General features: G+C 67.1%; 26 protein-coding genes and 1 tRNA gene. 11 read left to right on the top strand and 16 right to left on the bottom strand.

Features of this window, described 5'->3' with window-relative positions:
- Positions 1 to 72: 72 nt before the first annotated feature.
- From CVV76_RS20550 to CVV76_RS20540, 3 genes are all read right to left on the bottom strand, one after another.
- Positions 73 to 999 (bottom strand): ABC transporter substrate-binding protein, encoded by a 927-nt coding sequence (locus CVV76_RS20550; protein ID WP_233193055.1) that lies wholly within the window; start codon positions 997 to 999, stop codon positions 73 to 75.
- A 221-nt stretch (positions 1,000 to 1,220) separates the two neighbouring features.
- Positions 1,221 to 2,603: a sensor histidine kinase gene (locus CVV76_RS20545; RefSeq protein WP_102226562.1), complete on the bottom strand. Its 1,383-nt coding sequence runs from the start codon at positions 2,601 to 2,603 to the stop codon at positions 1,221 to 1,223.
- Entirely contained in the window at positions 2,596 to 3,267 is a 672-nt protein-coding gene (locus CVV76_RS20540) for a response regulator transcription factor (protein WP_102226561.1), read from the bottom strand. The genes CVV76_RS20545 and CVV76_RS20540 overlap by 8 nt, the downstream gene beginning before the upstream one ends.
- Positions 3,268 to 3,465: 198 nt before the next feature.
- Between CVV76_RS20540 and CVV76_RS20535 the strand changes: the two genes are divergently transcribed.
- From CVV76_RS20535 to CVV76_RS20525, 3 genes are all read left to right on the top strand, one after another.
- Positions 3,466 to 4,461, top strand: coding sequence for a Bug family tripartite tricarboxylate transporter substrate binding protein (locus CVV76_RS20535; protein WP_102226560.1), 996 nt, complete (start codon positions 3,466 to 3,468; stop codon positions 4,459 to 4,461).
- Between the two features lie 97 nt (positions 4,462 to 4,558).
- A complete protein-coding gene (locus CVV76_RS20530; protein WP_102226559.1) occupies positions 4,559 to 4,990 on the top strand; it encodes a tripartite tricarboxylate transporter TctB family protein in 432 nt (143 codons plus the stop codon).
- Positions 4,991 to 5,000: 10 nt separating this feature from the next.
- Entirely contained in the window at positions 5,001 to 6,539 is a 1,539-nt protein-coding gene (locus CVV76_RS20525) for a tripartite tricarboxylate transporter permease (RefSeq protein ID WP_102226558.1), read from the top strand.
- Between the two features lie 170 nt (positions 6,540 to 6,709).
- Here the strand turns inward: CVV76_RS20525 and CVV76_RS20520 are convergent, their stop codons facing one another.
- The 5 genes from CVV76_RS20520 to CVV76_RS20500 all read right to left on the bottom strand — a co-directional run bounded on the left by CVV76_RS20520 (position 6,710) and on the right by CVV76_RS20500 (position 10,019).
- Positions 6,710 to 7,450 carry a YebC/PmpR family DNA-binding transcriptional regulator gene (locus CVV76_RS20520; protein WP_102226557.1) on the bottom strand — a complete coding sequence of 247 codons (741 nt, stop codon included), beginning with the start codon at positions 7,448 to 7,450 and terminating at the stop codon, positions 6,710 to 6,712.
- 144 nt (positions 7,451 to 7,594) lie between these two features.
- Complete coding sequence (locus tag CVV76_RS20515; protein WP_102226556.1) at positions 7,595 to 7,939, bottom strand: GNAT family N-acetyltransferase; 345 nt, start codon at positions 7,937 to 7,939, stop codon at positions 7,595 to 7,597.
- A 110-nt stretch (positions 7,940 to 8,049) separates the two neighbouring features.
- Positions 8,050 to 8,532, bottom strand: coding sequence for a DUF2948 family protein (locus tag CVV76_RS20510; RefSeq protein ID WP_102226555.1), 483 nt, complete (start codon positions 8,530 to 8,532; stop codon positions 8,050 to 8,052).
- 4 nt (positions 8,533 to 8,536) lie between these two features.
- Positions 8,537 to 9,805 carry a UDP-N-acetylglucosamine 1-carboxyvinyltransferase gene (gene murA / locus CVV76_RS20505; protein ID WP_102226554.1) on the bottom strand — a complete coding sequence of 423 codons (1,269 nt, stop codon included), beginning with the start codon at positions 9,803 to 9,805 and terminating at the stop codon, positions 8,537 to 8,539.
- A 10-nt stretch (positions 9,806 to 9,815) separates the two neighbouring features.
- On the bottom strand, positions 9,816 to 10,019 hold the full coding sequence (locus CVV76_RS20500) for a hypothetical protein (RefSeq protein ID WP_102226553.1): 204 nt from the start codon (positions 10,017 to 10,019) through the stop codon (positions 9,816 to 9,818).
- 85 nt (positions 10,020 to 10,104) lie between these two features.
- Between CVV76_RS20500 and CVV76_RS20495 the strand changes: the two genes are divergently transcribed.
- Positions 10,105 to 10,179, top strand: a tRNA-Thr gene (locus CVV76_RS20495).
- A gap of 331 nt (positions 10,180 to 10,510) precedes the next feature.
- On the opposite strand, the gene CVV76_RS20490 is transcribed toward CVV76_RS20495, so the two are convergent.
- Both CVV76_RS20490 and corA read right to left on the bottom strand, forming a co-directional pair.
- Positions 10,511 to 11,668, bottom strand: coding sequence for a Do family serine endopeptidase (locus CVV76_RS20490; RefSeq protein ID WP_233193053.1), 1,158 nt, complete (start codon positions 11,666 to 11,668; stop codon positions 10,511 to 10,513).
- 134 nt (positions 11,669 to 11,802) lie between these two features.
- Complete coding sequence (gene corA, locus CVV76_RS20485) at positions 11,803 to 13,311, bottom strand: magnesium/cobalt transporter CorA (RefSeq protein WP_102226552.1); 1,509 nt, start codon at positions 13,309 to 13,311, stop codon at positions 11,803 to 11,805.
- A gap of 166 nt (positions 13,312 to 13,477) precedes the next feature.
- Here corA and CVV76_RS20480 point away from each other — a divergent pair, with 166 nt between their 5' ends.
- From CVV76_RS20480 to CVV76_RS20470, 3 genes are all read left to right on the top strand, one after another.
- The gene (locus CVV76_RS20480; RefSeq protein ID WP_102226551.1) at positions 13,478 to 13,753 is read left to right on the top strand and encodes a hypothetical protein; all 276 of its coding nucleotides are present in this window, start codon (positions 13,478 to 13,480) and stop codon (positions 13,751 to 13,753) included.
- A gap of 278 nt (positions 13,754 to 14,031) precedes the next feature.
- Complete coding sequence (locus CVV76_RS20475) at positions 14,032 to 14,703, top strand: winged helix-turn-helix domain-containing protein (protein ID WP_102226550.1); 672 nt, start codon at positions 14,032 to 14,034, stop codon at positions 14,701 to 14,703.
- A 30-nt stretch (positions 14,704 to 14,733) separates the two neighbouring features.
- Entirely contained in the window at positions 14,734 to 16,113 is a 1,380-nt protein-coding gene (locus tag CVV76_RS20470) for a sensor histidine kinase (RefSeq protein WP_102226549.1), read from the top strand.
- Between the two features lie 5 nt (positions 16,114 to 16,118).
- On the opposite strand, the gene CVV76_RS20465 is transcribed toward CVV76_RS20470, so the two are convergent.
- The 6 genes from CVV76_RS20465 to CVV76_RS20440 form a co-directional block, all read right to left on the bottom strand.
- Complete coding sequence (locus tag CVV76_RS20465; protein ID WP_102226548.1) at positions 16,119 to 16,610, bottom strand: NUDIX hydrolase; 492 nt, start codon at positions 16,608 to 16,610, stop codon at positions 16,119 to 16,121.
- Entirely contained in the window at positions 16,610 to 18,217 is a 1,608-nt protein-coding gene (locus tag CVV76_RS20460) for a DHA2 family efflux MFS transporter permease subunit (protein WP_102226547.1), read from the bottom strand. Before CVV76_RS20460 ends, CVV76_RS20465 begins: the two co-directional genes overlap by 1 nt.
- The gene (locus CVV76_RS20455; protein WP_102226546.1) at positions 18,214 to 19,212 is read right to left on the bottom strand and encodes an HlyD family secretion protein; all 999 of its coding nucleotides are present in this window, start codon (positions 19,210 to 19,212) and stop codon (positions 18,214 to 18,216) included. The genes CVV76_RS20460 and CVV76_RS20455 overlap by 4 nt, the downstream gene beginning before the upstream one ends.
- 278 nt (positions 19,213 to 19,490) lie before the next feature.
- A complete protein-coding gene (locus CVV76_RS20450) occupies positions 19,491 to 20,279 on the bottom strand; it encodes a 3-hydroxybutyrate dehydrogenase (protein WP_233193048.1) in 789 nt (262 codons plus the stop codon).
- A 22-nt stretch (positions 20,280 to 20,301) separates the two neighbouring features.
- The gene (locus tag CVV76_RS20445) at positions 20,302 to 21,069 is read right to left on the bottom strand and encodes an acetoacetate decarboxylase (RefSeq protein WP_102226545.1); all 768 of its coding nucleotides are present in this window, start codon (positions 21,067 to 21,069) and stop codon (positions 20,302 to 20,304) included.
- Positions 21,066 to 22,349 carry a patatin-like phospholipase family protein gene (locus tag CVV76_RS20440; RefSeq protein ID WP_102226544.1) on the bottom strand — a complete coding sequence of 428 codons (1,284 nt, stop codon included), beginning with the start codon at positions 22,347 to 22,349 and terminating at the stop codon, positions 21,066 to 21,068. The genes CVV76_RS20445 and CVV76_RS20440 overlap by 4 nt, the downstream gene beginning before the upstream one ends.
- Positions 22,350 to 22,745: 396 nt before the next feature.
- Here CVV76_RS20440 and CVV76_RS20435 point away from each other — a divergent pair, with 396 nt between their 5' ends.
- The 4 genes from CVV76_RS20435 (at position 22,746) to CVV76_RS25705 (ending at position 25,356) form a co-directional block, all read left to right on the top strand.
- A complete protein-coding gene (locus CVV76_RS20435; RefSeq protein WP_102226543.1) occupies positions 22,746 to 23,930 on the top strand; it encodes a tyrosine-type recombinase/integrase in 1,185 nt (394 codons plus the stop codon).
- A 20-nt stretch (positions 23,931 to 23,950) separates the two neighbouring features.
- Positions 23,951 to 24,622 carry a hypothetical protein gene (locus CVV76_RS20430; RefSeq protein ID WP_146010338.1) on the top strand — a complete coding sequence of 224 codons (672 nt, stop codon included), beginning with the start codon at positions 23,951 to 23,953 and terminating at the stop codon, positions 24,620 to 24,622.
- A 75-nt stretch (positions 24,623 to 24,697) separates the two neighbouring features.
- The gene (locus CVV76_RS20425; protein ID WP_158243207.1) at positions 24,698 to 24,928 is read left to right on the top strand and encodes a helix-turn-helix transcriptional regulator; all 231 of its coding nucleotides are present in this window, start codon (positions 24,698 to 24,700) and stop codon (positions 24,926 to 24,928) included.
- 110 nt (positions 24,929 to 25,038) lie between these two features.
- Entirely contained in the window at positions 25,039 to 25,356 is a 318-nt protein-coding gene (locus CVV76_RS25705) for a winged helix domain-containing protein (protein WP_408607896.1), read from the top strand.
- Positions 25,357 to 25,517: the final 161 nt, after the last annotated feature.

Genomic DNA, 25,517 nt, shown 5'->3' with positions numbered 1-25,517 from the left:
CGGACCCGCCTGAATATTTCCACCAGGATGAAAGCCGGAGAGGGCCACGGTCGGCGGCCCCCTCCCCCCGGATCAGCGGCCGAAGACGTCGCGCCAGCGGCGGATGAACTGGGCGCGTTTCTGCGCGTCGAGCGCCACCAGCAGGACCGGGGTGATCGCGATGGGCCGCAGCACGCTTTCCGGCGGCGTACCCTCGTCGGTGCGGCTTACCATCACAAGGCCCGCGCGCGACAGGTCCTGCTGGCCGGCGGGCGAGAGCAGGAAATCCACCAGTCGCTCGGCCCAGGCGGCATGTCCCGCGCCCCGCGGGATCATGTAGCCGCGCGACAGCACCAGCGTGTAGTCGAGCGGCAGCACCACCCCCACCCCCGGGTCGCGCCGCGCGTTCACGTAGGATCCCAGCACGTTGTAGGCGATCTTGTAGGTGCCGTCCGACACCCCCTTGATGATCTCGGCCGAGCAGCAGGTCGCCACCGCATGGGCGCGACTGAACCCCTCGATCAGCGACCCGAAGGTCGAGGCCTCCAGGCTATCCTCGAACGCGAAAAGATAGCCCAGCCCCGAAGCCTCGATGTCGTAGGTCGCGATCTTCCCGTCGTAGCGCCGGTCGGACCGGCGCATCAGGTCAAGCAGGGCGAAGCGGGTGCGCGGCACATCCGCGGCAGGCACCAGATGGGTGTTGTAGATGATGACCGCAGGCTCCAGCGTCACGCCCCAGATCTCGTCGCGCCAGCGCCGCGCGGCGGGCAGCGACGCGGTCAGCGAGGACCGGTAGGGCTGTGCGCAGGCACGGTTGACCAGTTCGACCATCTGCTGCACCGCCGAGGACAGCACCGCGTCGGCGGCGGGACGGCCCGCGTCGCAGTCCCGGGCGGTGGCGGCGTAGAGGTCGTTGGAACCCCATTGCTGGAAATCCACCGCCACGCCGGGATTGCGCGCCACGAAATCGTCGATCGTCGGGCCCAGCACCTTGATGTCGGTGGTCGAGCGCAGCACCATCGCCGGCACCCCCTTGGGCCCGTAACGCTGCCGCGCCTCGATCGGCCCGGGCTGTCTCTGTGTCTGGGCCTGTTCCCGTGTCTGGGCCTGCGCCAACGCCGGCAGCAGCGACAGCCCGAGACAGAGGGAAAGCGCCCCCCGCCGCAGCGCCCACCCCCAGTCTCCGAGGAGCGTAGCGAGGAGGCGCCCGCCCCCCCGAGGCCACGAAAGGCGCCGCCCCCTCATGCCCCCGCCCCCGGCAGCACCAGCGCGGCCCGGAAGCCCCGCGGCACCGGCCGCAGCACGAGGGACCCGCCGTAGGCCTCGGCCACTTGCCGCGCGATCGACAGGCCCAGCCCCGCGCTCTCGCCGGTCGAGGCCGCGTTCTTCTCGAACCGCTCGCCGATCCGCGCCAGCACCTCGGGCGCGGGGCCCGGGCCGCTGTCTTCGACCCAGAGCACCGCGCGTCCCCCCTCGAACCCCGCGCCGATCCGCACCGCGCCGGCACCGTGGCGCAGCGCATTGCCCAGAAGGTTCTTCGCCGCCTCGCTCAGCGACAGCGCATCGCCCATGATCTCGACCGGGTCCTCGCCAATCTCGAGCACCACCTCGCGGCCAGGCGCCACCAGCTCGTGGTCGCGCCCCTCGATCACGTCGAGCGCCACGTCGCGCAGGTCGACGACCACGCGCCGCGCCGCATCCGTGCGGTGGATCACCAGCGCGCGGGACAGCATCTGGTCCAGCAGCTCCCCCAGCGACCGCGTCCGCCGCTGCAGGCGCGACAGCATCTGGGCGCGCCGCGCGGCATCGGGCTCCTCCGCCGCAAGCTCGGCCTGCACGCGCAGCGCGGCGACCGGGGTGCGCAGCTGGTGCGCAGTATCCGAGATCAGGTTGCGCATCGTTCCCACCTGCCGGTCGAGCCGCCCCATGAAGCGGTTCATCGCCCCCACCATCACGGCCGCCTCGGCCGGCACCGCCGTCTGCATCGGCGTCAGGTCGTGCGGGTCGCGCGCGGCCAGCCCCTCGGCCACCTGCGCCAGCGGGCGCAGCGCACGCGCCACCACGACCAGCGCCAGCACCAGCAGCAGCACGCCACCCAGCGCCGCCGCCACCAGCGCATCGCGGGTCAGCCCCAGCGCCATCGCCCGGCGCGCCCGCAGCGTCTGGCCCACGGTCACGCGGATCGTGCCGGAAAACGCGCGCTCCGCGAACCGCCGGGGCAGCGAGACAAACCGCGCCGGCGCCCCGTTCATCCGACCGTCGAAGAAGCTGGGTTTGCCGGGGGCGAGGTCGTTGGGCAGGGCCCCGTCCTCGCCGGTCAGCACATGACCCATCGGGCCGCGGACGGTGTACCAGATCCGGTCATCCGGGGCGAGTGCGAGCAGTTGGAACGCCGCCACCGGCAGATCGACCACCGGCTGCCCCTCGTGGATCGAGATCGCCTCGGCGATGTCGTTCGCGGCCCCCAGCAGCAACCGGTCGTAGCTTTCGCGCGCCGCGGTCTTGCCATAGGCGAAGGCCGCCACCGCCGCGACCAGACCGCCCAACAGCAAGAGCGCCAGCACCCCGAGGCCCACCCGGCGCTTGAGCGACCATGTCGCATCCGCGGGCAGCGCCTCAGCCATCCGTGTCCATCCGATAGCCGAGGCCGCGGCGCGTCTCGATCGCCACGCCCGAGCCCGCCAGCTTCTTGCGCAGCCGCGCAATGTACAGCTCGATCGCGTTCAGGCCCACGTCGGTGTCGGAGAAGGAGAAGAGCCCCTCGTAAAGCCGCTCCTTGCTCATGGTCCGGCCCGCGTTGCGGATCAGGAGACCCAACAGAACCGTCTCGCGCCGGGTCAGGTCGATCCGTTCGTCATCCACCCGGGCGCCCAGCGTGGCCGGGTTCCACGACAGTCGCCCCAACTTCAACTCCTCGCCCTTCTGGGCGGCGTTGCGGCGGATCAGGGCGCGCAGGCGGGCCTCCAGCTCGCGGTGATCGAAGGGCTTCACAAGGTAGTCGTCGGCGCCGTGGTCCAGCGCCGAGACCCGGTCGTCGACCGAGAACAGCGCGGTCAGCATCAGCACCGGCACCCGCAGACCCCGGGCGCGGAGGTCGCGCAGAAGTTCCGTGCCCGTACGATCGGGAAGGTGGATGTCGAGGACGAGCGCATCATAGGTGGTGACGGCAAGGTGATCCTCGGCCGCGGCGACGGTGCCCGCCACGTCGCAGGTCATGCCCGCACGATGCAGGTGGCCGCGCACGGCCTCGGCCATGTCTGCCGCATCCTCGACGATCAGCACCCGCATCCGGTGGTCTCCGTGCTCCTCCCGCCGCGGCGCCTTCACGGGCCCGCGCCCTGACAGGTTTATGACAGCTTGGCCGCTTATCCCAGCCGGAACCGACCGCGAGGAGGCTGCCCCGAGGGGTGGCGTGGCCGGTCGGGAACGCTGGGCCCCGGGACCTGATCCCGGGGGTCCGCCAACAACGGAACGGAGGAGACATCCATGTTTCTCAAGGCACCCCGCCTTGCGCTGGCCGCGGCCGCGCTGGCGATCACGGGCTTCGCAGCCCCGGCGATCGCCGCCGACTACACCCCCTCGAACCCCGAGTGCATCGCACCCGCGGCGCCGGGCGGCGGCTGGGACTTCACCTGCCGTCAGGTGGGCAAGACGATGCAGGACCTCGGGCTGATCAAGCAGACCATGCAGGTGACCAACCTCGCCGGCGGCGGCGGTGGCGTGGCCTATGCCGAGGTGGTCAACAAGCGTGACAGCGACAACGACCTGATCGTCGCCGCCTCCTCGGCCACCGCAACCCGCCTGGCGCAGGGCGCCTATCCGGGCAACGACATGAGCCAGGTGCGCTGGCTGGCCTCGATCGGTGCCGATTACGGCGTGATCGCGGTTGCCAAGAACAGCCCCTACAAGGATCTGAAATCGCTTCTGGACGAGGTGAAGAAGGATCCGTCCAAGATCTCGTTCGGCGGTGGCTCGGCCGTGGGCGGCTGGGACCACCTCAAGGTTCTGATCGCGGCCAAGGCCGATGGCATCAAGGACGTGCGCAAGGTCAAGTACATCGCCTTCAACGGCGGCGGCGAGGCGATCACCCAGCTTCTGGCCGGCTCGCTCCAGGCCTTCACCGGCGACCTCAGCGAAACCAAAGGCTTCATCAAGTCGGGCGACGTGCGGGTGCTCGCCGTGCTGGCGCCGAAGCGTCTGGAGGGCGAATTCGCCAACCTGCCGACCGCCAAGGAGCAGGGCATCGACGCCATCGGCGCCAACTGGCGCGGCTTCTACGCGCCGGGCAAGATGTCGGACGCGGCCTATGATTTCTGGACCAAGGAAATCGCCGCGACCTATGCCAGCCCCGAGTGGAAGAAGGTGATGGAGGCCAACGGCCTTGCCCCCCTCGACCTGCAGGGCGCGGACTTCCAGAAGTTCGTGAAGGAATCCGTGGCCCAGATCCAGGGCATCTCGAAAGAGATCGGCATCATCAAGTAAGGCCTAAAAGGCCCGCCCGATGCCATCGGGGGGCGGCGCGAAGGTGCCGCCCCCCTTTCCATCCAGACACCCGCCAAGACATTTCCGGGAGGAGACCATGAGCGACCGCATCTTCGGCGCCGTCGGCCTGCTGCTTGCCGCCTTCTACGCCTATGCCGCCACCCTGATCCAGGAGAGCTTCCTGACCGATACGGTGGGGCCCAAGGCGTTTCCCTTCATCATCGCGGGCGTGCTGGCGCTGGCCTCGATCGCCATCATCCTCCGCCCCGATGCCGAACCGCAATGGCCCGCCCTGCCCCGGCTGGTCGAGATCCTCGCCGCCGTCGTGGTGATGCTGATCTATGCCCAGACGCTGAAGATCGTGGGCTTTGTCATCGCGACCACGGTCGCCTCGGCCTACCTGAGCTGGCGCCTGGGGTCGAAGCCCCTCGCTGCGGTCCTTGCCGGGATCGGCACGGCGGTGGGCATCTACATCGTCTTCCACCTCGCGCTGGGGCTGTCGCTCGCGCGCGGGCCCTTCGGTTTCTGAGGTCGCCGCCATGGACATGCTTGCACAACTGGGCCACGGCTTCGAGGTCGCGCTGACCTGGCAGAACCTGGGCCTTGCGCTGATCGGCTGCTTTCTCGGCACGATCATGGGCGCGCTGCCGGGCCTCGGCCCGTCGAACGGCGTGGCGATCCTGATCCCGCTGGCCTTCACCCTCGGCCTCGGCGCCACACCGTCGCTGATCCTGCTGACCTCGGTCTATTACGGGGCGATGTACGGCGGGCGGATCTCGTCGATCCTTCTGAACATCCCGGGCGACGAACCGGCGATGATGACCTGTCTCGATGGCTACCCCATGGCCCGCAAGGGCATGGCGGGCGAGGCGCTGTCGATCTCGGGGATCGCCTCCTTCGTGGGCGCCTTCCTGGCGACCTGGGGCCTGATCCTGCTGGCGCCGCAGCTGGTGAAGATCGCGCTTCTGTTCAAGCCCGCGGATTACTTCGCACTTTACGCGCTGGCCTTCATGACCCTGGGCGGCGTGTCCTCGGCCAATCAGGCGAAATCGGCCTTTGCCGCCTGCATCGGGCTGGCGCTGGCCATGGTCGGCGTCGACACCGCCACCGGCGTGCCGCGCTTCACCTTCGGCGAGGTGCACCTGTACGACGGGATCGACTTCCTCGTCGCCATCGTCGGGCTCTTCGCGCTGTCCGAGGTCTTCGTCTTCCTCGAACACCGCCACGGATCGGCCGACGCCGAAGGCCACAAGATGGAGATCGGGCGGATCACACCGCCGGTGAAGATGGTGAAGGAAACCGCGCCGTCGATGCTGCGGGGGTCGGTCCTGGGCTTCCTTGCCGGCGTGCTGCCGGGGGCGGGCGCCTCGCTCGGCTCTTTCCTGGCCTATTCGACCGAGAAGAAGCTGGTCGACCGCGAGGGCACGTTCGGCAAGGGCGACCCGCGCGGGGTGGCCGCGCCGGAGGCCGGCAACAACGCGGCTGCGGGCGGGGCGCTGGTGCCGATGCTGGCGCTGGGTGTGCCGGGTTCGGGCACCACGGCGGTGCTGCTGGCGGTTCTGCTGTCGCTGAACATCACGCCGGGGCCGCTCCTCTTCGCGCAGAACCCCGATGTCGTCTGGGGCCTCATCGCCGCGCTGTTCATCGCCAACTTCATGTTGCTGGCGCTGAACATCCCGATGGTGGGCCTCTTCACCCGGATCCTGCTGGTGCCGCCGCGCATCCTGATGCCGATCGTCGCGATGGTGAGCTTCGTGGGTATCTACGGGATCTCCGGCTCTCCGTTCGACCTGACGGTGATGATCCTGTTCGGCATCGTCGGCTGGGTGTTGCGCAAGTTCGACGTGCCGCTGGTGCCGGTGATCCTTGGCGTGCTGCTGGGCAACCCGATGGAAAGCAACCTGCGTCGCGCGGTGCAAATCTCCAACGGCGACTGGTCGGTGCTGGTGCAAAGCTGGCTGTCGATCATCCTGTGGATCATCGCCATCGTGGGCTTCCTGATGCCGATCATCTTCGGCCGGGTGCTGCGCGCCCGGATGCGCGAGCGCGGCGACGACGAGGGCGCGCTGACAGACTGACCCCGGCGCATTCTCCGGTGAAAGACCAAAGGCCCCGGCGACACGTTCGCCGGGGCCTCTTGCGTTCCCGCCATACCGTTCCTGCCACGCCGCCCCTGCCCCGGCAGCCCCCTCAAACGCAGAACGCCCCGCCGACCGGCAGGGCGTTCACGCAGATGACGCGGTAGCGATCAGAGCTGCGCGGCCACCTCTTCCGGCACGTCAAAATTCGCGGTGACGTTCTGCACGTCGTCGTCGTCTTCCAGCGTGTCGATCAGCTTCATAAGCTTCTGAGCGGTCTCGAGGTCGACGTCGGTGCGGGTCTGGGGCTTCCAGATCAGCTTGGCCTCCTCGGCCTCGCCCAGCTCCTTCTCCAGCGCCTCGGAAACCTCCGACAGATCCTCCATCGGGCAGTAGATCCAGTGGCCCTCATCGTCGCTCTCGACATCCTCGGCGCCGGCCTCGATCGCGGCCATCATCACGGTGTCCGCGTCGCCCGCCTCGGCCTTGTAGGTGATCTCGCCCACCCGGTCGAACATGAACGAAACCGAGCCGGTGGTGCCCAGGTTTCCGCCATGCTTGGTGAAATAGCTCCGCACGTTCGACGCGGTGCGGTTCACGTTGTCGGTCAGCGTCTCGACGATGATGGCGATGCCGTTCGGGCCATACCCCTCGTAGCGGATCTCGTCATAGTTCTCGGCGTCGCCACCGATCGCCTTCTTGATGGCGCGGTCGATCACGTCCTTGGGCATGGACTGCGACTTGCCGGCCTTCACTGCGAGGCGCAGGCGCGGGTTCTTGTCGGGATCCGGGTCGCCCATCTTGGCGGCCACGGTGATCTCCTTGGCCAGTTTCGAGAACAGCTTAGAGCGTGCCGCGTCCTGCCGCCCCTTGCGGTGCTGGATGTTGGCCCATTTGGAATGGCCTGCCATGACCTTCTCCGTCCGACGAATTCATGAAATCCGCGCTTCTATAAGGCAAGCCCGGGGGGCGGGGCAAGCCCACCCGCCACCGAAGGCGGCCGGTGGCCCTTCCGCGGGGCGGCCTGCGGCGCGTGGCGAAGATGGTGCGGCCCGTCAGTCCAGCGCCTTTTCCAGAACCAGCGTTCCGCCGCCCTCCTCTTCCGCCCGGACCGCGAAGCCCGCGCGACAATAGGCGCCCAGAGCGCGGGCATTGTCCCATGCGACCCTCAGGCGCAGGGCCGTCAGCCCCGCCTCCCGCGCCCGTGCCTCGCAGGCGGCGATCAGCGCGGCGGCGCGGCCCGACCCCCGGTGACTTCGGCGCAGGTAGACCATCATGATCTCGCCCGGCGCACCCGGCACCGAGGTCAGCAGCCCTGCCAGACCCACCGCGACCTCGCCATCGAAACTTGCAAAGACCACCGCGCGGGCAAGCCGGGTGTGCCACTCCGCCTCGGGCAGCGCCGCTCAGTCGTCGTGCCGGCTGGCATAGGCCTGCGGTTCCAGCCGGAGCGCCTCAAGCCGGAGCGCGCGGAACAGCGCCACATCCGCTGGGCCCAGCTGGCGCAGGGTCACTCCGGATGGCCGGGCACCGCCCCTGAGGGCGCGGTATAGGGGCGTGTCACATCCTTCAGCGTCACCCCCAGCGCCTCGACTTCGGCGGCGATCGCGCCATCCCCCGCAAGGGTCAGGACCACGGTTCCGGCGCCGTCCTCGCCCTGCTCGAAGCTTACCGACATCAGCGAGAGCACGGTGTCGGCCTCGCCCGGCGCGATCCCCTGCGATCGGACGCGCCGCACCCCCTCGATCACCAGAAGCGCGCGCACCCGTTCGTAGGCGCGCCCCGCGCGTTCCGCTGCCGCGCGGTCCTCCCACCGGAAGCGGTTGAGGAGAACGGCAAGCCGTCGCTGCCCCTTCTGCCAGGACACGTCGGCGGGCGTCAGCACCGCGTCCTGCACCAGCGCCGACAGCACCGTCAGGTCCTCGGCATCCTCCGCCGCAAGATAGAGCGGGTGCTCGCCGCCATCCTCGAATCGTGCGTCCTGGTCGCTCATCCGGTCACTGCCCTTTCACGCGCTCCACCCGGGCGCCACAGGCGCCCAGCTTCTCCTCCAGCCGCTCATAGCCGCGGTCGAGGTGGTAGACCCGGCTTACCAGCGTCTCGCCCTCGGCCGCCAGCGCCGCGAGAATCAGCGAAACCGAGGCGCGCAGGTCCGTCGCCATCACCGGCGCGCCCTTCAGCCGCTCCACCCCCGTCACCGTGGCGTGACCGCCGTGGACGTCGATCGTCGCCCCCATCCGCACCAGTTCGGGCGCATGCATGAAACGGTTCTCGAACACCGTCTCCTCCAGCACGCTGACGCCGTCGGCCGTGCACAGAAGTGCCATCATCTGCGCCTGCAGATCGGTTGGAAAGCCCGGGAAGGGCGCGGTCACCACGTCCACCGCGCCGACACGCCCGTTCTTGCGCTTCACCTTCAGGCCGCGCCCGGTTTCCTCGACCTCGATCTCGGCCGCCTCAAGCTTGTCGCAGAAGCTTGCCACGAGGTCGCGGCGACCGCCGATGCATTCCACCTCGCCGCCGGCGATCGCCGGGGCCAGCATGTAGGTGCCAAGCTCGATCCGGTCGGTCACCACCGGATGGGTCGCGCCGTGCAGCCGGTCCACGCCCTGGATCTCGATGGTCGAGGTCCCCTCGCCCGAGATCTGCGCGCCCATGGCCCGCAGGCATTTCACCAGGTCGACGATCTCGGGCTCGCGCGCGGCATTCACCAGCTGCGACGACCCCTTGGCCAGCACCGCCGCCATCAGGAAGTTCTCGGTCGCGCCCACGGAGGCAAAGCGCATCTCGTAGCGCGCGCCCTTCAGCCCCTGCGCCGCCTTTGCATGCAGGTAGCCATCGCGCAGCTCGATCCTGGCGCCGAGCGATTCCAGCGCGTCGATATGCAGGTCCATCGGCCGGGCGCCGATGGCGCAGCCGCCCGGAAGCGACACGACCGCGTGCCCGAGCCGCGCCAGCAGCGGCCCGAGGACGAGGTTCGAGGCCCGCATCTTGCGGACGATGTCGTAATCCGCGATCGGGGTGATCTCGGCATGGCTCGACATCGCCTGCACCTTGCCGCCCGCAAGGTTCTGCACCTCGGCGCCCAGCGATTGCAGCAGCATCGTCATCGTGCGGATGTCCGACAGCCGCGGTGCATTGGTCAGCGTCAGCGGTTCTTCCGACAGCAGGGTCGCGGGCATCAGCGCGAGACAGGCGTTCTTGGCCCCCGCGATCTCGATCTCGCCCTTCAGCTCAGCGCCGCCGCGCACCAGTATGGAATCCATCAGACTGCCCTCATGCCTCGTTGTTTCCGTTCTTTGCCGGATCTGTATTGTCGTCTGCCTCGTTTCCCGCATCGGGCCCCGCGCCGGCATCGCGTTCGCGGGCCTGGGCCTTGCGCCGGGCGATATTCGCCTTCAGCGCGGCCTTCAACCGCTCTTCCCTTGAGGAAGAGGCGCGCGCGCTGGCGGTTCCGGTCTGGCGGGATTTTCTTTCCATGGCACCTTCCTACTTCAGGTGTAGAAAAGCGTCCAGAAGGGCCTTGCGCCGGGCCGACTCATCGTCTAATCAGCCGGCCACCGGCGCTGCTGTAGCTCAGTGGTAGAGCACTCCCTTGGTAAGGGAGAGGTCGACAGTTCAATCCTGTCCAGCAGCACCAGGTATCCCCCCGACATTCCCAAGATTCCGCGATGGCGCCTTCAGGTGCACGGCCCCGGCACGCGTTGGCACTGCATGATGCCGGAACGGCGGACACATGCCCTGCCCCGGAATGCAGACGGACCCGGCCTCCCCCGCGAGGGGAAAACCGGGTCCGCGCACCGGACCGCCTGAAGACCCGAGGGGACGGGGTGTTCGAGACTAGGCGAACAATACTTCCGGCCGGTCCGGTTCCGGGCCGGGACGGCGCGCTTGGGTCGCACCGCCCCGGAGGGGCCAGCGATAGCGGCGCCCGCGGAGCCTCACCTCGCGCGGGCGTCGCGTTCGGGAGGTCAGGCCTTCTTGTCGCTCTGCTTCATCTGGCCGACGTCGACATGGATCGTATCGGGCTTGCCACCACGCAGGATCTGCACGTCGGTCTTGGTGTTCGGCTCGGTCATCGCCACCGCGCGCGGCAGGTCGTGCACCGACTTGATCTCGGTCGATCCGAACTTGGTGATGATGTCGCCGCGCTTGAACCCTGCCTTGGCCGCCGGGCTGTCGGGCATCACCTGGGCGATCATGGCGCCCTGCGGCTTGTCCATGCCGAGCGCCGCGGCGACATCCGGCGAAACCTGCTGGATCTGCACGCCGAGCCAGCCGCGCGACACCTTGCCGTGATCCTTCAGCTCGCTCACGATCTTCTGCACGAGGTCCGACGGCACCGAGAAGCCGATGCCGACCGAGCCGCCGGTGGGCGAGATGATTGCGGTGTTCATGCCGATCACCTGGCCGTCCTGGTTGAACAGCGGGCCGCCCGAATTGCCCTTGTTGATCGCGGCATCGGTCTGCAGGAAATCGCCGTAGATCCCGTCGCCGATGTCACGCGCCTTGGCCGAGATGATGCCGGTCGTGACCGTGCCGCCCAGGCCGAAGGGGTTGCCCACCGCCATCACGTCATCGCCGACGCGCATCTTCGAGGACGAGCCGAACTTGACGTAGGGCAGCGGCTTGTCGGGCTGCACCTTGATCAGGGCGACGTCGGTCCCCGGGTCGCGGCCGATCACCTTGGCGGTGAACTCACGCCCGTCGGTCATCTTGACCTTGATGTTCGAGGCGCCGTCGACGACGTGGTTGTTGGTCACGATGTAGCCGTCGGGGCTGATGATGAAGCCCGACCCCACGCCGTGGAGCGAGCCTTGCGGCACCTGCTGCTGGGGCATGTCCGGCATCGGAATGCCGAACCGCTTGGAGAATTCCTGGAACGGAAAGTCGGGGGAGTTCTGCTGCTCGTATTCCTGGGTCTTCTTCTGGTTCTCGGTCACCTCGATGTAGACCACCGAGGGCGAGACTTGCTGCACGAGGTTGGCCCAGCCGCCCGCCGGTTCGGCGAAGCTGGCGGTGGGGGCGGCGACCATGGCCGTCACGGCGCCGGACGAGGCGAGCGCGGCGGCAAGGGCGAGGGTGGCCATGCGGCGCCGGGGCTGCTGTTTCGCGGTGAGGTTCTGCATCGGGCTTGGCTCCTGTAGCGATTCGACTGTCAGCGGTTCGGTGGGCCGGAGGGCAAGCTGCCGCCGCGACCCGATGACTGACAGATGCCAAGGCGGTCTCGCACCCCCCTGTCGCCGAGGTTACAAATTTGCAATCAGCCCCGGCGGTCCACTTTCGTGGCCTGCGGCGCGGCGGATACGGCGCCCGATCCGGCCTCTGCCGGGGCCGCCCCGGCGGCGGGCGCACCCGTCTCGCCCGTCCCGGCCGCGGGCGACTGGACGTGGCCGTAGGGGTGGTGATGGTGATGCGGCGTCTTCGACGGGGCGATCTCGTCACCCTTGCGCCTGAGCCAGCCCTTGCGCCAGAACCAAAGCAGCATGGTCCCCGCCGACAGCGCCATCAGCCCGAGCGAATAGAGATAGCCGTAGTGCCACTTCAGCTCGGGCATGTTCCAAGGCGAGTCGGTCGTGAAGTTCATCCCGTAGAGACCGGCGATGAAGGTCATTGGGATGAAGATGGTCGAGATCACGGTGAGAACCCGCATCACCTCGTTCATCCGGTTCGACAGCATCGACAGGTGCAAATCGACAAGGCCCTGCGCCACCTCGCGATACACCTCCAGCATGTCGATCAGCTGGGTCGAATGGTCGGCCACGTCGCGCAGGTAGGTGCGCAGCTCCTCGTCGATGAAGGGCACGTCGTGGCGCAGGAGGGCCGAGACAGCCTCGCGCTGGGGCCAGAGTGTGTGGCGCACCGTGACGAGTTCCCGCCGCAGCGCGTGGATCTCGGTCACCATGCCGTCCTCGCCGTCGAGGATCCGATCCTCGAGCGCCTCGGTATGTTCGCCGTAGGCCTCGAGATAGGGGAAATAGGCGTCGATCAGCGAATCCATCAGCGCATAGGCCAGGTAACCCGGGTTGCTGCGGATCCGCGGGCCGCCGGCCTTGAGGCGCTGGCGGACCGGATCGAAGCAATCGTCGGGCGTCTCCTGCACCGTCAGCACGAAGCCATCGCCGAGGATCAGGGTGAGCTGCTCGTCGATATAGGGATCCATCGACAGCGGCTGACGCAGCACGATCTGGACATAACCGTCGTAGATCTCGGCCTTGGGGCGCTGGCCGGTGTTGAAGATGTCGGCGACGGAAAGCTGGTGCAGGTGCAGCCGCTGGCAGATCGCCTGGATCTTTTCGACATCGTCGAGCCCCGCGATGTCGATCCAGATCCAGCCCCGCGGCGCGCCCTGCACCTCGGCCCCGGTGCGGGCGGCATCACCGGCGGGCGGGGCCGCCTCGGGCGCGGCCCGGGGCGCGGGCTCCGCCGCCTTCTCCGGCGTAGTCCCGGACGTAGCGTCTGGCGCGGCCCCTGGCGCGGCGTCAGGCACGACGCTCTCCGCCCGGGCCACGGCCCCGGCGGCGGCAGGCCCCGCCTTCGACTTGCCGGACGGCGCGCCGCGCAAACCGTCCAGCGCGGTATCGAGATCCTTGGGATGGGAAATCTTGTCGGGCAACACGCGGGTGAGGTAAAGCCGCGTCGGCAGCGCCCCCTCCTGCGCAACCACCTTGCCGGGTGGCGCCCCGGCCGGCGCGCGCGCCACCTTGCGCTTCTTCGCCTTGATCTTCTTGTGCGTCCTAGATCCGGCCCCGGCCCTGGTGTGCTGCGTCATGCTCGTCCTCCGCCGTTCCGGTCCTTCGACCCTTTCGCAACGCCCCGGGCCGGTCAACCGATCCCGCCGGACGGAAGAGATTACAGTTTTGCAATCTCGGGACAATCCGGCTGGAAGCTTGAGGGTTCACATCTGCATCATGGCAAGATCCAAGGAGGTGCGTGTCATGCAGACGATCAAGGGATATCTCGCGACATTCCTCGCCGTGCTGGCGGGGGTGGTCGCGCTGTGGATCGGGACGATGCTGTTCGTCACCCTTCTGGCCTGCGCCGCAGCGGCGGCGGTGGCATTCTGGCTGGGCACCGGGCCGCGGCCGATCACGATCCGCGGCCACGCGACGGCGGCCCCGCGCACCGGTCACCCCGCGCCCATCCCCGTCTCGGCCACCGGCGCCGACGCCCGGGGCGCGCAGGGCCATGCGGACCGTGCGCTGCGGTTCTGATGCCCCGCCGTGCCGCCCTCTTTCCCCTGGCCCTGCGTCGCGCATTCTCCGGCAACCTGCCGCGAGACTGGCGCGAGGACGCGTCGCAGGCTAGGAAACCGGGGGACCGGGCCGACGGTCACACCGGGGAAGGCCGCCGGAATACCTTCGGGGATGGCCCCGGGGATAGGCCCGGCCGGGGTCAAAGCAACGGCCCCCCGCGCGCGGATCGCCCGGCGGACCGGACGGACATCGGCCCCGCGGACCGGACCGGGGCCGCGCGGGGAACGGGAGACGCGATGAAGATACTTGTCGTGGAAGACGACGCGACGACGTCGGACTATATCGCCGAGGGCCTCCGGCAGGAGGGCCACACCGTCGATCTTATCGACGACGGGCGCGACGGGCTGATCCGCGCGACCTCGGGCGATTACGACGTCATGGTGATCGACCGGATGCTGCCGGGCCTTGACGGGATGTCGCTGGTCAAGGCGCTGCGCGCGGCGCAGAACCGCACGCCGGTGCTGTTCCTGACCTCGCTGGGCGGGGTGGACGACCGGATCGAAGGGCTACAATCGGGGGGCGACGACTACCTCGTGAAACCCTTCGCCTTCGGCGAGCTTTCGGCGCGGCTGCAGGCGCTTGGCCGCCGCCCGCACCTGAAAGAGGAAACCACCGTCCTCAGCGCGGGCGATCTGCGGATGGACCTGCTGGCCCGCCGGGTGACCCGCGCGGGCAAGGAGATCGAGCTTCTGCCGCGGGAATTCGCCCTGCTCGAACACCTTTTGCGCCGCAAGGGCCGGGTCCAGACCCGTACCATGCTGCTGGAAGCGGTCTGGGACATCTCCTTCGAGCCGCAGACCAACGTGGTGGAAACCCACATCTCGCGCCTGCGCGCCAAGGTTGACAAGCCGTTCGAGACCGAGCTGATCCGCACCGTGCGCGGCTCGGGCTACCGGATCGAGGCCTGAGGCCATGCGCCGCCGCCCCCAAGGCGCCTGATGACGCGCCGCACCCTGATCCCGCGCCGCTGGTCGGTGCTGCTGCTGTCGACGCCGCTGCGCCTTGCGCTGGGGCTGGTGCTGCTGTTCGCGTTGGTCAGCCTGTTCAGCTTCGGCGCGGCCTATATGGTGGTGCGCAACAACCTGGAATCGACCATGCGCGCCGACCTGGCGCAGGAAATGGCGGGCTTCCGGGCCGCGCCCTCGGCCGCGGCGCTGGCCTCGCTGATCGACGCCGAAGCCTCGGTCACCGACCCGTCGCGGCGCATCATCACCTATGTCGCGCCGGACGGAGAGGCCTTCGGCAACGTCATCCTCAGCCGCGGCAAGGACGGCTACCTCCAGATCAACCTGCCACCGGGCACGCGCGGCGCGGGCGGCAGCTACCTGGGCCTTGCGGGCGATTTCTTCGGCGGGCAGCTGATCGTCGCGCAGAGCCGCGAGCAGATGTCGGACCTCGGCGACATGTTCCGCAACGTGCTGATCCTGTCGCTGCTTCCTACGTTCGCGATCGCGCTGGGGGGCGGGATCTGGCTGGCAATGCGGTCCAAGGCGCGGGTGGAAAGCATCACCCAGACACTGGAGGTGCTGACCTCGGGCGACCTGTCGGCGCGTGTGCCCAAGATGCGGGGCCGGGCCGACGACCTGTCGCTGATCGGCGACCGGATCGACCGGATGGCCACCCGCCAGCAGGCCGCGACCGAAGCGCTGAGGCAGGTCTCGGCCGACATCGCGCATGACCTGAAGACCCCGATCCAGCGGGTCTCGGTCATGCTCAACCAGCTGGCCGAACGCGAGACCCTCTCCGATCCCGACGCGGAGCTGGCCGAACGTGCCCGGGCAGAGGCCGACCGCATCGTCGCCACCTTCCAGTCGCTATTGCAGATCGCGCAGATCGAGGGCGGCAGCCCCAAGGCACGGTTCGCCCCGGTGGACCTCTCGGAACTGGCGCAGACCTTCGTCGAGATCTTCGAACCCAGCGCCGAGGACCGCGGCCAGCACATCACCTTCGAGGACAGCGCGAAGGACAGCCCCGGCGGCGCGACCGTGCAGGGCGAAAAGGGCCTTCTGGGGCAGGTGCTGGCGAACCTCATCGAGAATGCGCTGCGCCACACCCCGGGCGGCAGCGAGATCGCGGTGCGGCTGGTGCGGCGCGACGGCGCGGTGGTGCTGGAGGTGGCCGACACCGGCCCCGGCATCCCGGCGCAGGAACGCCAGAACGTGTTGCGCCGGCTCTACCGGCTGGAACGGTCGCGCACCACGCCGGGCAGCGGGCTGGGCCTTGCGCTGGTCTCGGTGATCGCCGAGCTGCACGAGGCGCGGCTGGAACTTGCGGATGCAGGGCCCGGGCTTGTCGTCCGGCTGACCTTCGCGGCCTGAGGCGGCTATTCCTCGGTGAGGATCGCGGCCATGCGGGCCAGCCGGTCGACGTCGTCGCTGGTCTCCAGCGACCAGAGTTCCCCGATCGGAACCCATCGCGCCTCGAGGGCGTCGTCTGCGGCCACAGGCGCGCCGCCGCGCCATTCGCAACGGATCGCCACGAGGACGTAGTGAAAGCGCAGCGTGCCGTCGGGGGCGTGATCCACCACGTCGAGCGCGTCGAGCACCCGGCCGGGATGGGCACGCACGCCGGTTTCCTCGAAAAGTTCCCGCACCGCAGCCTCGGCCAGCGTCTCGGCCGCCTCGACCTTGCCGCCGGGATAGCCCCAGAGGCCGGCATCGGGCGGGTTGGCACGGCGGACCAGAAGCACCTCGGCCCCGCGCGCGACCACGGCCAGCACCGCGACGACCGGTCGATCGGGCGGGGTCGGGCCGGCCTGCGGGGCCGCGCGCCCGGGTGCACCTTCGGGCGCATCAGGCGGCGTCTCGGGCGGCATCAGTGGCCGACGGGGGCCGAACCGCCGCCCTTGGGTTTCGACATGATCAGAAGGAAAGGCAGCATCGCGAAGGCAAGATAGCCGGTCACACGGAACACCTGGATATACGCTTGCATCGCCGCCTGGGCGGCGACCTGCTGTGAAAGTGTCTCCAGCCCCCGGCTGCTGTCAAGCTGCAAGGAAAGCGGGCGCAGGAAGGCGCGCGCTGCCTCGGAAAACGCCGTGACATGCTCTGTCAGATGCGCCGAGTTCACTGCAAGGTCATGCGACAGGATCGCGCTGACCCCGGCGATGCCCACCGAGGAGCCAAGCTGCCGGGTCACGTTGAAAAGGCCCGAGGCCTCATCCTGCGATTCCTTGGAAATGCGGTCGAAGGCGAGCGTGGAAAGCGGCACGAAGACAAGGCCCATCCCCAACCCAGACAGCGCGCCGGGCATGGCCACCTGCCAGAAGCTGGCGTTGAGGTTCAGCTGCGCCAGCATCAGGTTTCCCGATCCGGTCAGGATGAGCCCCAGCGCGGCAAGGTAGCGGTCGTCGAACCGACCCGACAGCACCGCGCCGGTGATCACCATCGAGAAGCCGGCGCCAAGGCCGCGCGGGATGAAGATGTAGCCCGAATCGAGCACCGAGAAGTTCAGCAGGTTCTGCACGAACAGCGGCTGGATCGAGATCACCCCCAGCATGGTGATGATGAACCCCGAGATGATGATGCAGGAGGCCGCGAAGTTCCGGTCGGCGAAGAGGCCGAGGTTGACGATGTTCTTCTCGCCCTTCTCCCATCCGCGGTAGAGGAAGAAGATCCCCGCCACGATCGCGGTGACCAGGGCGACCTGGATCACCCGGGACGAGAACCAGTCCAGCGTCTCCCCCTGGTCGAGCATGAACTGCAACGCCCCCACGCCCACCGCCATGAGGCCGAGGCCGGTCCAGTCGGTGCGCAGCTTTTCCGGCGTGTCGGGGGGCAGTTCGCCCAGCAGCAGCAGCAGCGCCAGCGCCGCGATCGGCAGGTTGACGAAGAACACCATCCGCCACGAGAAGCTTTCGGTCAGGATGGCGCCGACGGTGGGGCCCAGCACCGGCGCCACGACGATGCCCAGACCGAACATCGCCATCGCCTGGCCACGCTTTTCCCTTGGGAAGGCGTCGAACAGGATCGACTGCGACAGCGGGATCAGGAATGCCCCGAGGATCCCCTGCCCGAGGCGGAAAACCACCATCGCCTGCAGCGACCACGACAGGCCGCAGAGCACAGAGAAGGCGGCGAACCCGATGACCGCCGACAGGATCAGCCGCCTGCGGCCGATCCGCCGCGACAGAAAGCCGGTCAGCGGCATGACCACCACCGAGGCGACAATATAGGAGGTCAGCACCCAGGTGATCTGGTCGTTGGTGGCGCCGAAGGCGGCCTCGATATGCGGCAATGCCACATTGACGATCGTGGTATCGAGCACCTCGAGGATCGCGGCGCAGACCACCGCGATCACGATGGTGAAGCGCACCCCTTCCTCGGCCGCGGGCGGCGCGGCACCGCCGCCGGATCCGTTCGCCGCCCCGTCGCGGGGCGTGTCGTCCGGATCGTCACCGGGAGTGGCGGTCGCGTCGGTCATTGCCCGGCCTGATCAGAACCGTCGCCGCCGGCGGTGGTATCGACCGTCGCGGTGACCGAGGCCCCGGTGCGCAGCTGCACATCGGTCTTGTCGAGCGCGATGCGCACGGCGAAGCGCTGGGTCACCTTGACCCAGTTGCCGCTGGCGTTCTCGGAAGGCAGCAGCGAGAAGGTCGAACCGGAGCCCGCCCCGACCGATTCCACGTGGCCCTTGAGCTTGACGCCCGGCAGCATGTCGATGCTGATCGACACCGGCTGGCCCGTGCGGATGCGCGTCAGGTCGGTTTCCTTGAAATTGGCCTCGACCCACCACTTGTCGCTTTCCACCAGCGCGAACAGCGGCGTGTAGGCCGAGGCCGTCGCGCCGGGACGCAGGTCGAGGTTGGAGATCCAGCCATCCGCGGGTGCCTTCACCACGGTATGGTCGAGGTTGAGCTGCGCGGTCGCCAGCTGCGCCTGCGCCGAGGCGAGGCTGTCCTGCTTGGACTGCTGATCCGAATTGGCCTGGGTCAGGCTGGAACGCGCCTTGTCGAGCGAGGCCTGATCCTGCGCGACCTGGCTCTGCTGTTGTTCCAGCGCGGCCTCGGAGATGTTGCCATTCTTGAACAGCGCCTGGGTCCGGTCGAGCTGTTTCTTGGCGGTGTCGTAGGTCGACTGGGCACTGCCGACACCCTGCTTCGCGGCCTGGATCTGGGCCGCGGTGGCCTGCAGCGCATCCCGCGCCATCTTCACCTGCGCCTCGGAGGATTTGACGGCATTGCGGTACTGCGCCGGATCGAGGCGGAACAGCACGGTGCCCTTGGTCACCTTCTCGTTCTCGTGCACGTCGACCGAAATCACCTGCCCCGTCACCTGCGCCGCGACATTGACGATATGGGCGCGCAGGAAGGCATCCTCGGTGGAGGGGTGGGCATCCTCGTATTGCCACCAGAAGTAGAGCCCGACCCCGATGGCAAGGACGAGCGCGCCCGCAATGATCAGCTTGATGTTCTTCATCTCGGGCCTCTTCGTCGATCGCGTCCTGCCGGGCCGCGTGAGAGCGTGGCAGACCGGGCAGCGGGCCGATGGCGGAATGCAACCGGCATCATGTCACAGTACGTACCTTGGGGAGACGCGGATCAACAAGACCGGGTTCCAAGGCGGCCCGGTTGACCTAACGTCCACATCGGAAAACGTCCCCGGTTCCGTGGCTTGAGGGCGCCCCTGCCCCGCCGGAAGCTCCAGGCGGGGGGGCGTTTCGGCGGGGGGCCGGCCGTCCGTTTCGGCGCGCGCGGTCAGTTCATGTACCATCCGTGGCTGACCACGACCGACTGACCGGTAAGCGCGTTGGTCGGGAAGGCCGCAAACACCCAGGCGAGTTCGGCCACGTCCTCGACCGTCGTGAACTCCTGGTCCACGGTGTCGCCCAGCATGATCTTGTTGACGACCTCCTCCTCGGAAATCCCGAGATCCTTCGCCTGCTCGGGGATCTGCTTTTCAACCAGCGGTGTCTTCACGAAGCCCGGGCAGATCACGTTGGCCCGCACCCCGTATTCGCCGCCCTCCTTCGACACCACGCGGGCAAGGCCGAGAAGGCCGTGCTTGGCAGTGACGTAGGGCGCCTTGAGCGCCGAGGCCTCCTTGGAATGGACCGACCCCATGTAGATCACGGCACCGCCGCCGCGTTTCTTCATGTGCGGAATCGCGGCCTTGGTCGTCAGGAACGCCCCGTCGAGGTGGATCGACAGAAGCTTCTTCCACTCGTCGAACGGGAAATCCTCGACCTTGTGGACGATCTGGATGCCGGCATTCGCGACAAGGACGTCGACCCCGCCCCAGGCCTTCACCACCGCGTCGGTGCCCGCGTTGACCTGCTCTTCGCTGGTCACGTCCATCTTGACGCCCATCGCCTCGCCCGGGCCCTTCTCGGTCAGCTCGCGGGCGGTTTCGTTTGCCTTCTCGAGATCGAGATCCGCGATCGCCACCTTGGCGCCGTCGGCGACGTAGCGCGTCGCGATCGCCTTGCCGATGCCGCTGGCCGCGCCGGTGACGATGCAGATCTTGTCCTTCATGCTCATGGTCATGTCGAAATCTCCTCTGGTTCCGTTATTCGACGGCCCGGGCGGCGGCGCCGTCCTCGGCCATGTAATCGTGCACGACTCGGCCGAGACCCAAGGTCAGGTCGGTCAGATAATGGGTCGCCCCCAGCACCTCGCGCACCGGCAGGTCGGCCACCGGGGCCAACGCATGGGAATGCAGATCGATCCCTGCCGGCCCCTCCCACGCGCCTTTCACGACCACATCCTCGAGATGGTATTCCACCAGTTCGCAGATCCGGGGCGTGCAATCGGCATGCGGGATGATCTTGAGCAGGAAGTTCGGCCCCAGCAGCGACTGGCGCACCTTCTCGACGTCCAGCGACCGGTGCTTGTAGCCCATGGTGGCGTTGACCACCCGGACCCCGTTCACGTCGAGCGTGCCGCGCAGCACGTCCTTGTCCGAGACCAGCTCGGGGGCGGCGAACTTCTTGGGAAAGCCCCAGATCTCGCGCCCGCCGGCGATCGGGCTTTCGTCGTCGAGATACATCGCGTGGGTATAGCCGCCCTCCCGCCCCTGAAAGCGGACGGGGATCACCTGCCCCGTCTCGGTGTAATTCCCGAAGCCAGTCGAATCCGGCATGCGGATGAATTCGTATTTCACCAACGGTTCGGCGATCTCCAGCGGCTCGGGCACCACGCGGCGCAGCGCCTCCATGTCAGTGCGGTAGGTGATTGTCATGAATTCGCGGTCGTAGAACCGGTAGGGCCCGGGCGGGTAGGACGCGTTGGTCAGCGGCATCGCGAAGGCGTTCGTTTTCACGTCGGCAAGGTTCACTTCGCAAGCTTCCTTCTGAGTTTCGGGGTTCCCCCCTGCCCGTCCGATGCCCGTCCCCGGGTGCCTTTCGCCGCGCGCTTCGCCGCCGCGGCCTCGGACCGGGCCGCCGCCGCTTCGGCGCCGCGCAGACGCCGCGCATGCTCGGCCAGGCCCGCGCGCGTCAGGTCGAACACCTGCACCCGGCCTTCGCGGGTGTGCACCCCGGCCTCGCCCTCATGCTCGAACGTGTCCTCCACGTCGCGCTCGCCCGCCGCCCAGTGATCCAGCATGGAGCGCCGCGAGAATTCGTAATCCTTCGACTGGCGCTCGTGTTTCGACTGTCGGTAGATCAGGTGCACGACGCAGAGCCGCGCCTTGAACCGACGGTTGAGCAACGCCTGGATCCGCTCGTCCTCCTGCAACTCCTTGGGAAGCTTGTCGAAGGCCTCCTGCGCCCGGGCCGCGTATTCGTAGATCTGACCCAGAAGGTCGGTGTTCAGCCGGGTGCGGCTGGAATAGCGGATGTCCTTGATCCGGTCGTCGATGTCCCAGACCGAGGTCGGCATCGTTCCCTGCGCCTTGAACAGGTCGACCTGCCAGACGCATTTGTCGGCCCCGGTCGCGGCCTCGAACAGCACGTATTGCAGCGGCGTGTTCGACAGAAGGCCGCCATCCCAGTAGAAGGCGCCGTCGATCTCGACCGGCGGAAAGCCCGGCGGCAGCGCCCCCGAGGCCATGATGTGCTCGGGCCGGATCTCTTCCGTGTTGCTATCGAACCAGGCCATGGAACCGGTCTCGACGTTCACCGCGCCGACCGACAGCCGCGGGCCCTCGGAATTGAGATAGTCGAAATCGACCAGCTCCAGCAGCGTCTCGCGCAGTGGCGTGGTGTCGTAATAACCCATCGCCTCAAGCGTGCCCGGAGCCCGGAACGGTGCCGGCGGGATCTGCGGGCGAAAGAAGCCCGGCACACCCTGCGTCATGGTCTGCAGCGCATAGGTCTCGTTCAGCACGTGCCGGCCCAGCGGCCAGAGCATGGGCGCGGCCCAACCGGTGCCGCGGGAAACCCGTTCCCAGAAGGTGGTGAGACGGTCGAGACGGTCCTCGGGCCGGTTGCCGGCGATCAGCGCCGCGTTGATCGCGCCGATCGAGATGCCGGCCACCCAGTCGGGCAGCACGCCCCGGCCGGCCAGCGCCTCATAGACACCTGCCTGATAGGCCCCGAGGGCGCCTCCGCCCTGCAAAACCAGGATCTGTTCCTCGCCGCGGCGCGGCAATCCCTGCGCTGTTTCGGATGCCATCTGAAGCCCCTCACGTGTCGTTGCCGGACAGGCGGGACAGCGATCGGTGTCCTTGGGAACATCTGCCTCCCGTCAAATAGGCATGTTGGGGCTTGCGAGACGCGGGGGAAGGTTCGGGAACGTACTTGTGAATACAGAATGCTGCAGCGCGGCAAGAACGCCACAGGGAAGCAGACGGCAATATCGTGCCAACCCCTTGCAAGGGCAGCGAAAGACGTCAATCTGAGTGAAATTTGGTGGAGTCGAGGTCCAACAAACTAGTGTCCGATCCTGTCCGGTGCTTTCCGCGCCATGCATTGAAAACAAACTGTTTCTTTTGCCGACGCTCCAATTCTGCTCGCTTCAGTTCAGAATGATCCTATGCTTTCTGATGGGACGAATGATGGGACATAGGCAATGCCCAAACTCACTGCACGGAAAGTGGAAACCCTTAAGCAACCCGGCATGTATGGGGACGGCGACGGGCTTTACCTTCGTATAGGGCCGACCGGCGCGAAATCGTGGATACTGCGTGTAGTGGTGCCACTGACCAGCAAGCGACGGGACCTAGGCCTTGGCTCCGCGGCGTTGGTGTCGCTTGCGGAGGCGCGCGAAAAAGCGAGGGAGCTTCGGAAATTCGTTCGCGATGGCGGCGACCCCGATGCATTGCGAAAGCGCGAGCACCTCACCTTCGCGGAAGCGGCAAAGCGGGTTCACGCCCAACTCTTGCCGACATGGAAGAACAAGAAGCACGCTGAAACGTGGCTAACTTCGATTAACACCTATGCGAACCCCCACTTTGGCGACCGGCCTATAGAGACCGTGAGAACGGCAGACGTATTGCGGGCACTTACCCCCATTTGGACCGAGAAGCACGAAACGGCGAGCCGACTGAAGCAGCGCATCTCTACCGTCTTCGACTGGGCTAAAGGCAGCGGACATTACCCCCATGAGAACCCGGTAAACGGGTTGAAGAAAGCACTGCCCATCGTTCGTACCGCTGACAATCATATGGCCGCGCTGCCGTGGCAGGATGTACCCAACTTCATGTCTGATCTGGCAGTGCGGGAAGGCACCTCCGCCCGCACCTTGGAGTTCATCATCTTGACGGGGGTCCGCTCCGGCGAAGCTCGCGAAGCGCGTTGGGCTGAATTCGACCTTGAGGCTGAAACGTGGATTATCCCTGCGGGACGCATGAAGCGGCCAGTTTCACATCGGGTGCCGCTATGCAAAGAAGCCCTTGCCGTACTCGAAAATGTCAAAGGATTAGATAGGGACTGGGTGTTCCCGAGCCGCCATCGGGCGAAAGATGGCTCGGCCAAGCCGCAGTCCAATATGGTGTTCAAGTCCCTTTACGGCCGGATGAAGGTTGAAGGTTTCACCACGCACGGTTTCCGCAGCGCCTTTCGGGACTGGTGCAGCGAAAGTGCACATGCAGAGCGTGAGCTTGCCGAGGCAGCCCTTTCCCATGCCACAGGCAATGCTGTGGAGCGCGCCTATGCCCGGTCTGACCTTTTTGAGCGGCGGCGCAAGCTGATGGACCAGTGGGGTAGGTTCGCGGCGGGCAAGGACGGGAACGTGGTGCGGTTGGCGAGGGCGTAGTGCAACGGGTTTCAACTCGGTTGAAGAAGCAGGAAGCTGCGGAAGTCGAACGCGCAGCAAAGGAATATGTGCTGACCGCCGCTAGTAGCTTTACCCCGGTGGAATGGTGGGGGCCGATTGCGGATGCGCTCGGCTTTGCCGTCGGGCTTTCAAAGCGCGAGATGAAGATCGACGGCGCAATGCAGTGCTACTATGTGATGTCCGCACCTGGGGGCCCAGCTTTGTTGAGGCGGGCCGCCGCGGAGAACCGCGATGCTTTCTTGTTCACCAAATACATCGTCGCCTCCTATATCCAGGCAGGCCAATCCGTCCCTACCGAGTTGCGAGACTTCGCAGCGCAGGTTCTCACTGGTACAATTGCGGTTCCCGCGGAAAAGACTGGCCCGAAAGATAGAGACCATTGGTCACGGGACGTTTTCCTTTACTTCACGGCGCGGGCACTTGTTCGGGAGTTTGGGCTCCAACTAACGAGGGTCAACCGTCGTGGGTACATTGGCCCTCGGAGCGCATGTGAACTCCTCTACGAGGCGCTTGCAGACACCCTGTGCGCGGGTCTGAAGGATGACGGTCGCGTACAAGAAATCTGCGAGCATAGGGCGATTTGGGGGAAAATCGACGAGGCTTGCAATAAACTTGGCCCGTGGTTCTTGCCGCATCTCGAGACTGTGGCGGCCAACTTTAGGGAAAGTTGAGAGCTAACTCGCCGGGTTACCGCTGAAACGAATCGGTCTAGCTAGGGGCATCTCGAACAAAGACGGATGTCCTCGATGAACTCGCTCACAAGCAACGACGTTCCTGGCACGATGCCAAAGCCGTTTCTTCCGGCCGCTGCCGACGAATTCTGGACGATCAAGCACCTCTGCGCCTACCTGAAGTTGGGCAAGACGTCGATCTGGGACGGCGTGCGGCGTGGGCGCATCCCGAAGCCTGTTCGCATCGGTGGCTCCACACGTTGGAAGCGCTCGACAATCGAAGCTTGGGAGCAAACGCTCAGCTAACAGAAACCCCCGCCGATGCAGGACCGGACGGGGGCGCTAGCTCTTCTGTGACAAGCTGAGCATACCGCACCGGCACCGCGTCCTCAAGGCTCACCCGAAGATGACAGAGAATGACCACCGGCACAACGCGCCGGGGGCCGACCCAATATTGGGTTTTTGACCCCGACGACAAGACCACCTTCACTTTCACTCTTCAGCACAGCCGGATGCGCGACGTGCTAAATGCACTTATCCAGAGGGGCGCAACAGGGTGCAATTTCTATGATGCCCCGGCGCCGCCCTGGGCGTCCTCTGTCCCTCGCTTGCGCAAGGTTGGGCTCGACATCGAGACCATCCGGGAAGAGCACGGTGGAGAACATCCCGGCCACCACGCGCGGTACATACTCCGCTCAAAGGTGTGGGCAGGCCCGCAAGGCGGCACGCAATGACCGCCCTGCGCAACGACCGCCGCGAGAGTTCGGATCTCTACATCGGCGAAATCTGCCGAGCGAGCGCGGGCGCTGGCAGCTTCCGCGTCATCGTTTGCCGAGACGGCATTCAGTGGATCGGTAATCCCCCCCGATCTTAAGGGGATGCGGAAGTAGAATTT

The sequence above is a fragment of the Acidimangrovimonas sediminis genome (assembly GCF_002871005.1).
GTDB lineage: Bacteria > Pseudomonadota > Alphaproteobacteria > Rhodobacterales > Rhodobacteraceae > Acidimangrovimonas > Acidimangrovimonas sediminis.
Note: the sequence above shows the minus strand (reverse complement) of the source record. Positions and strands in the feature narration are given on the sequence as shown.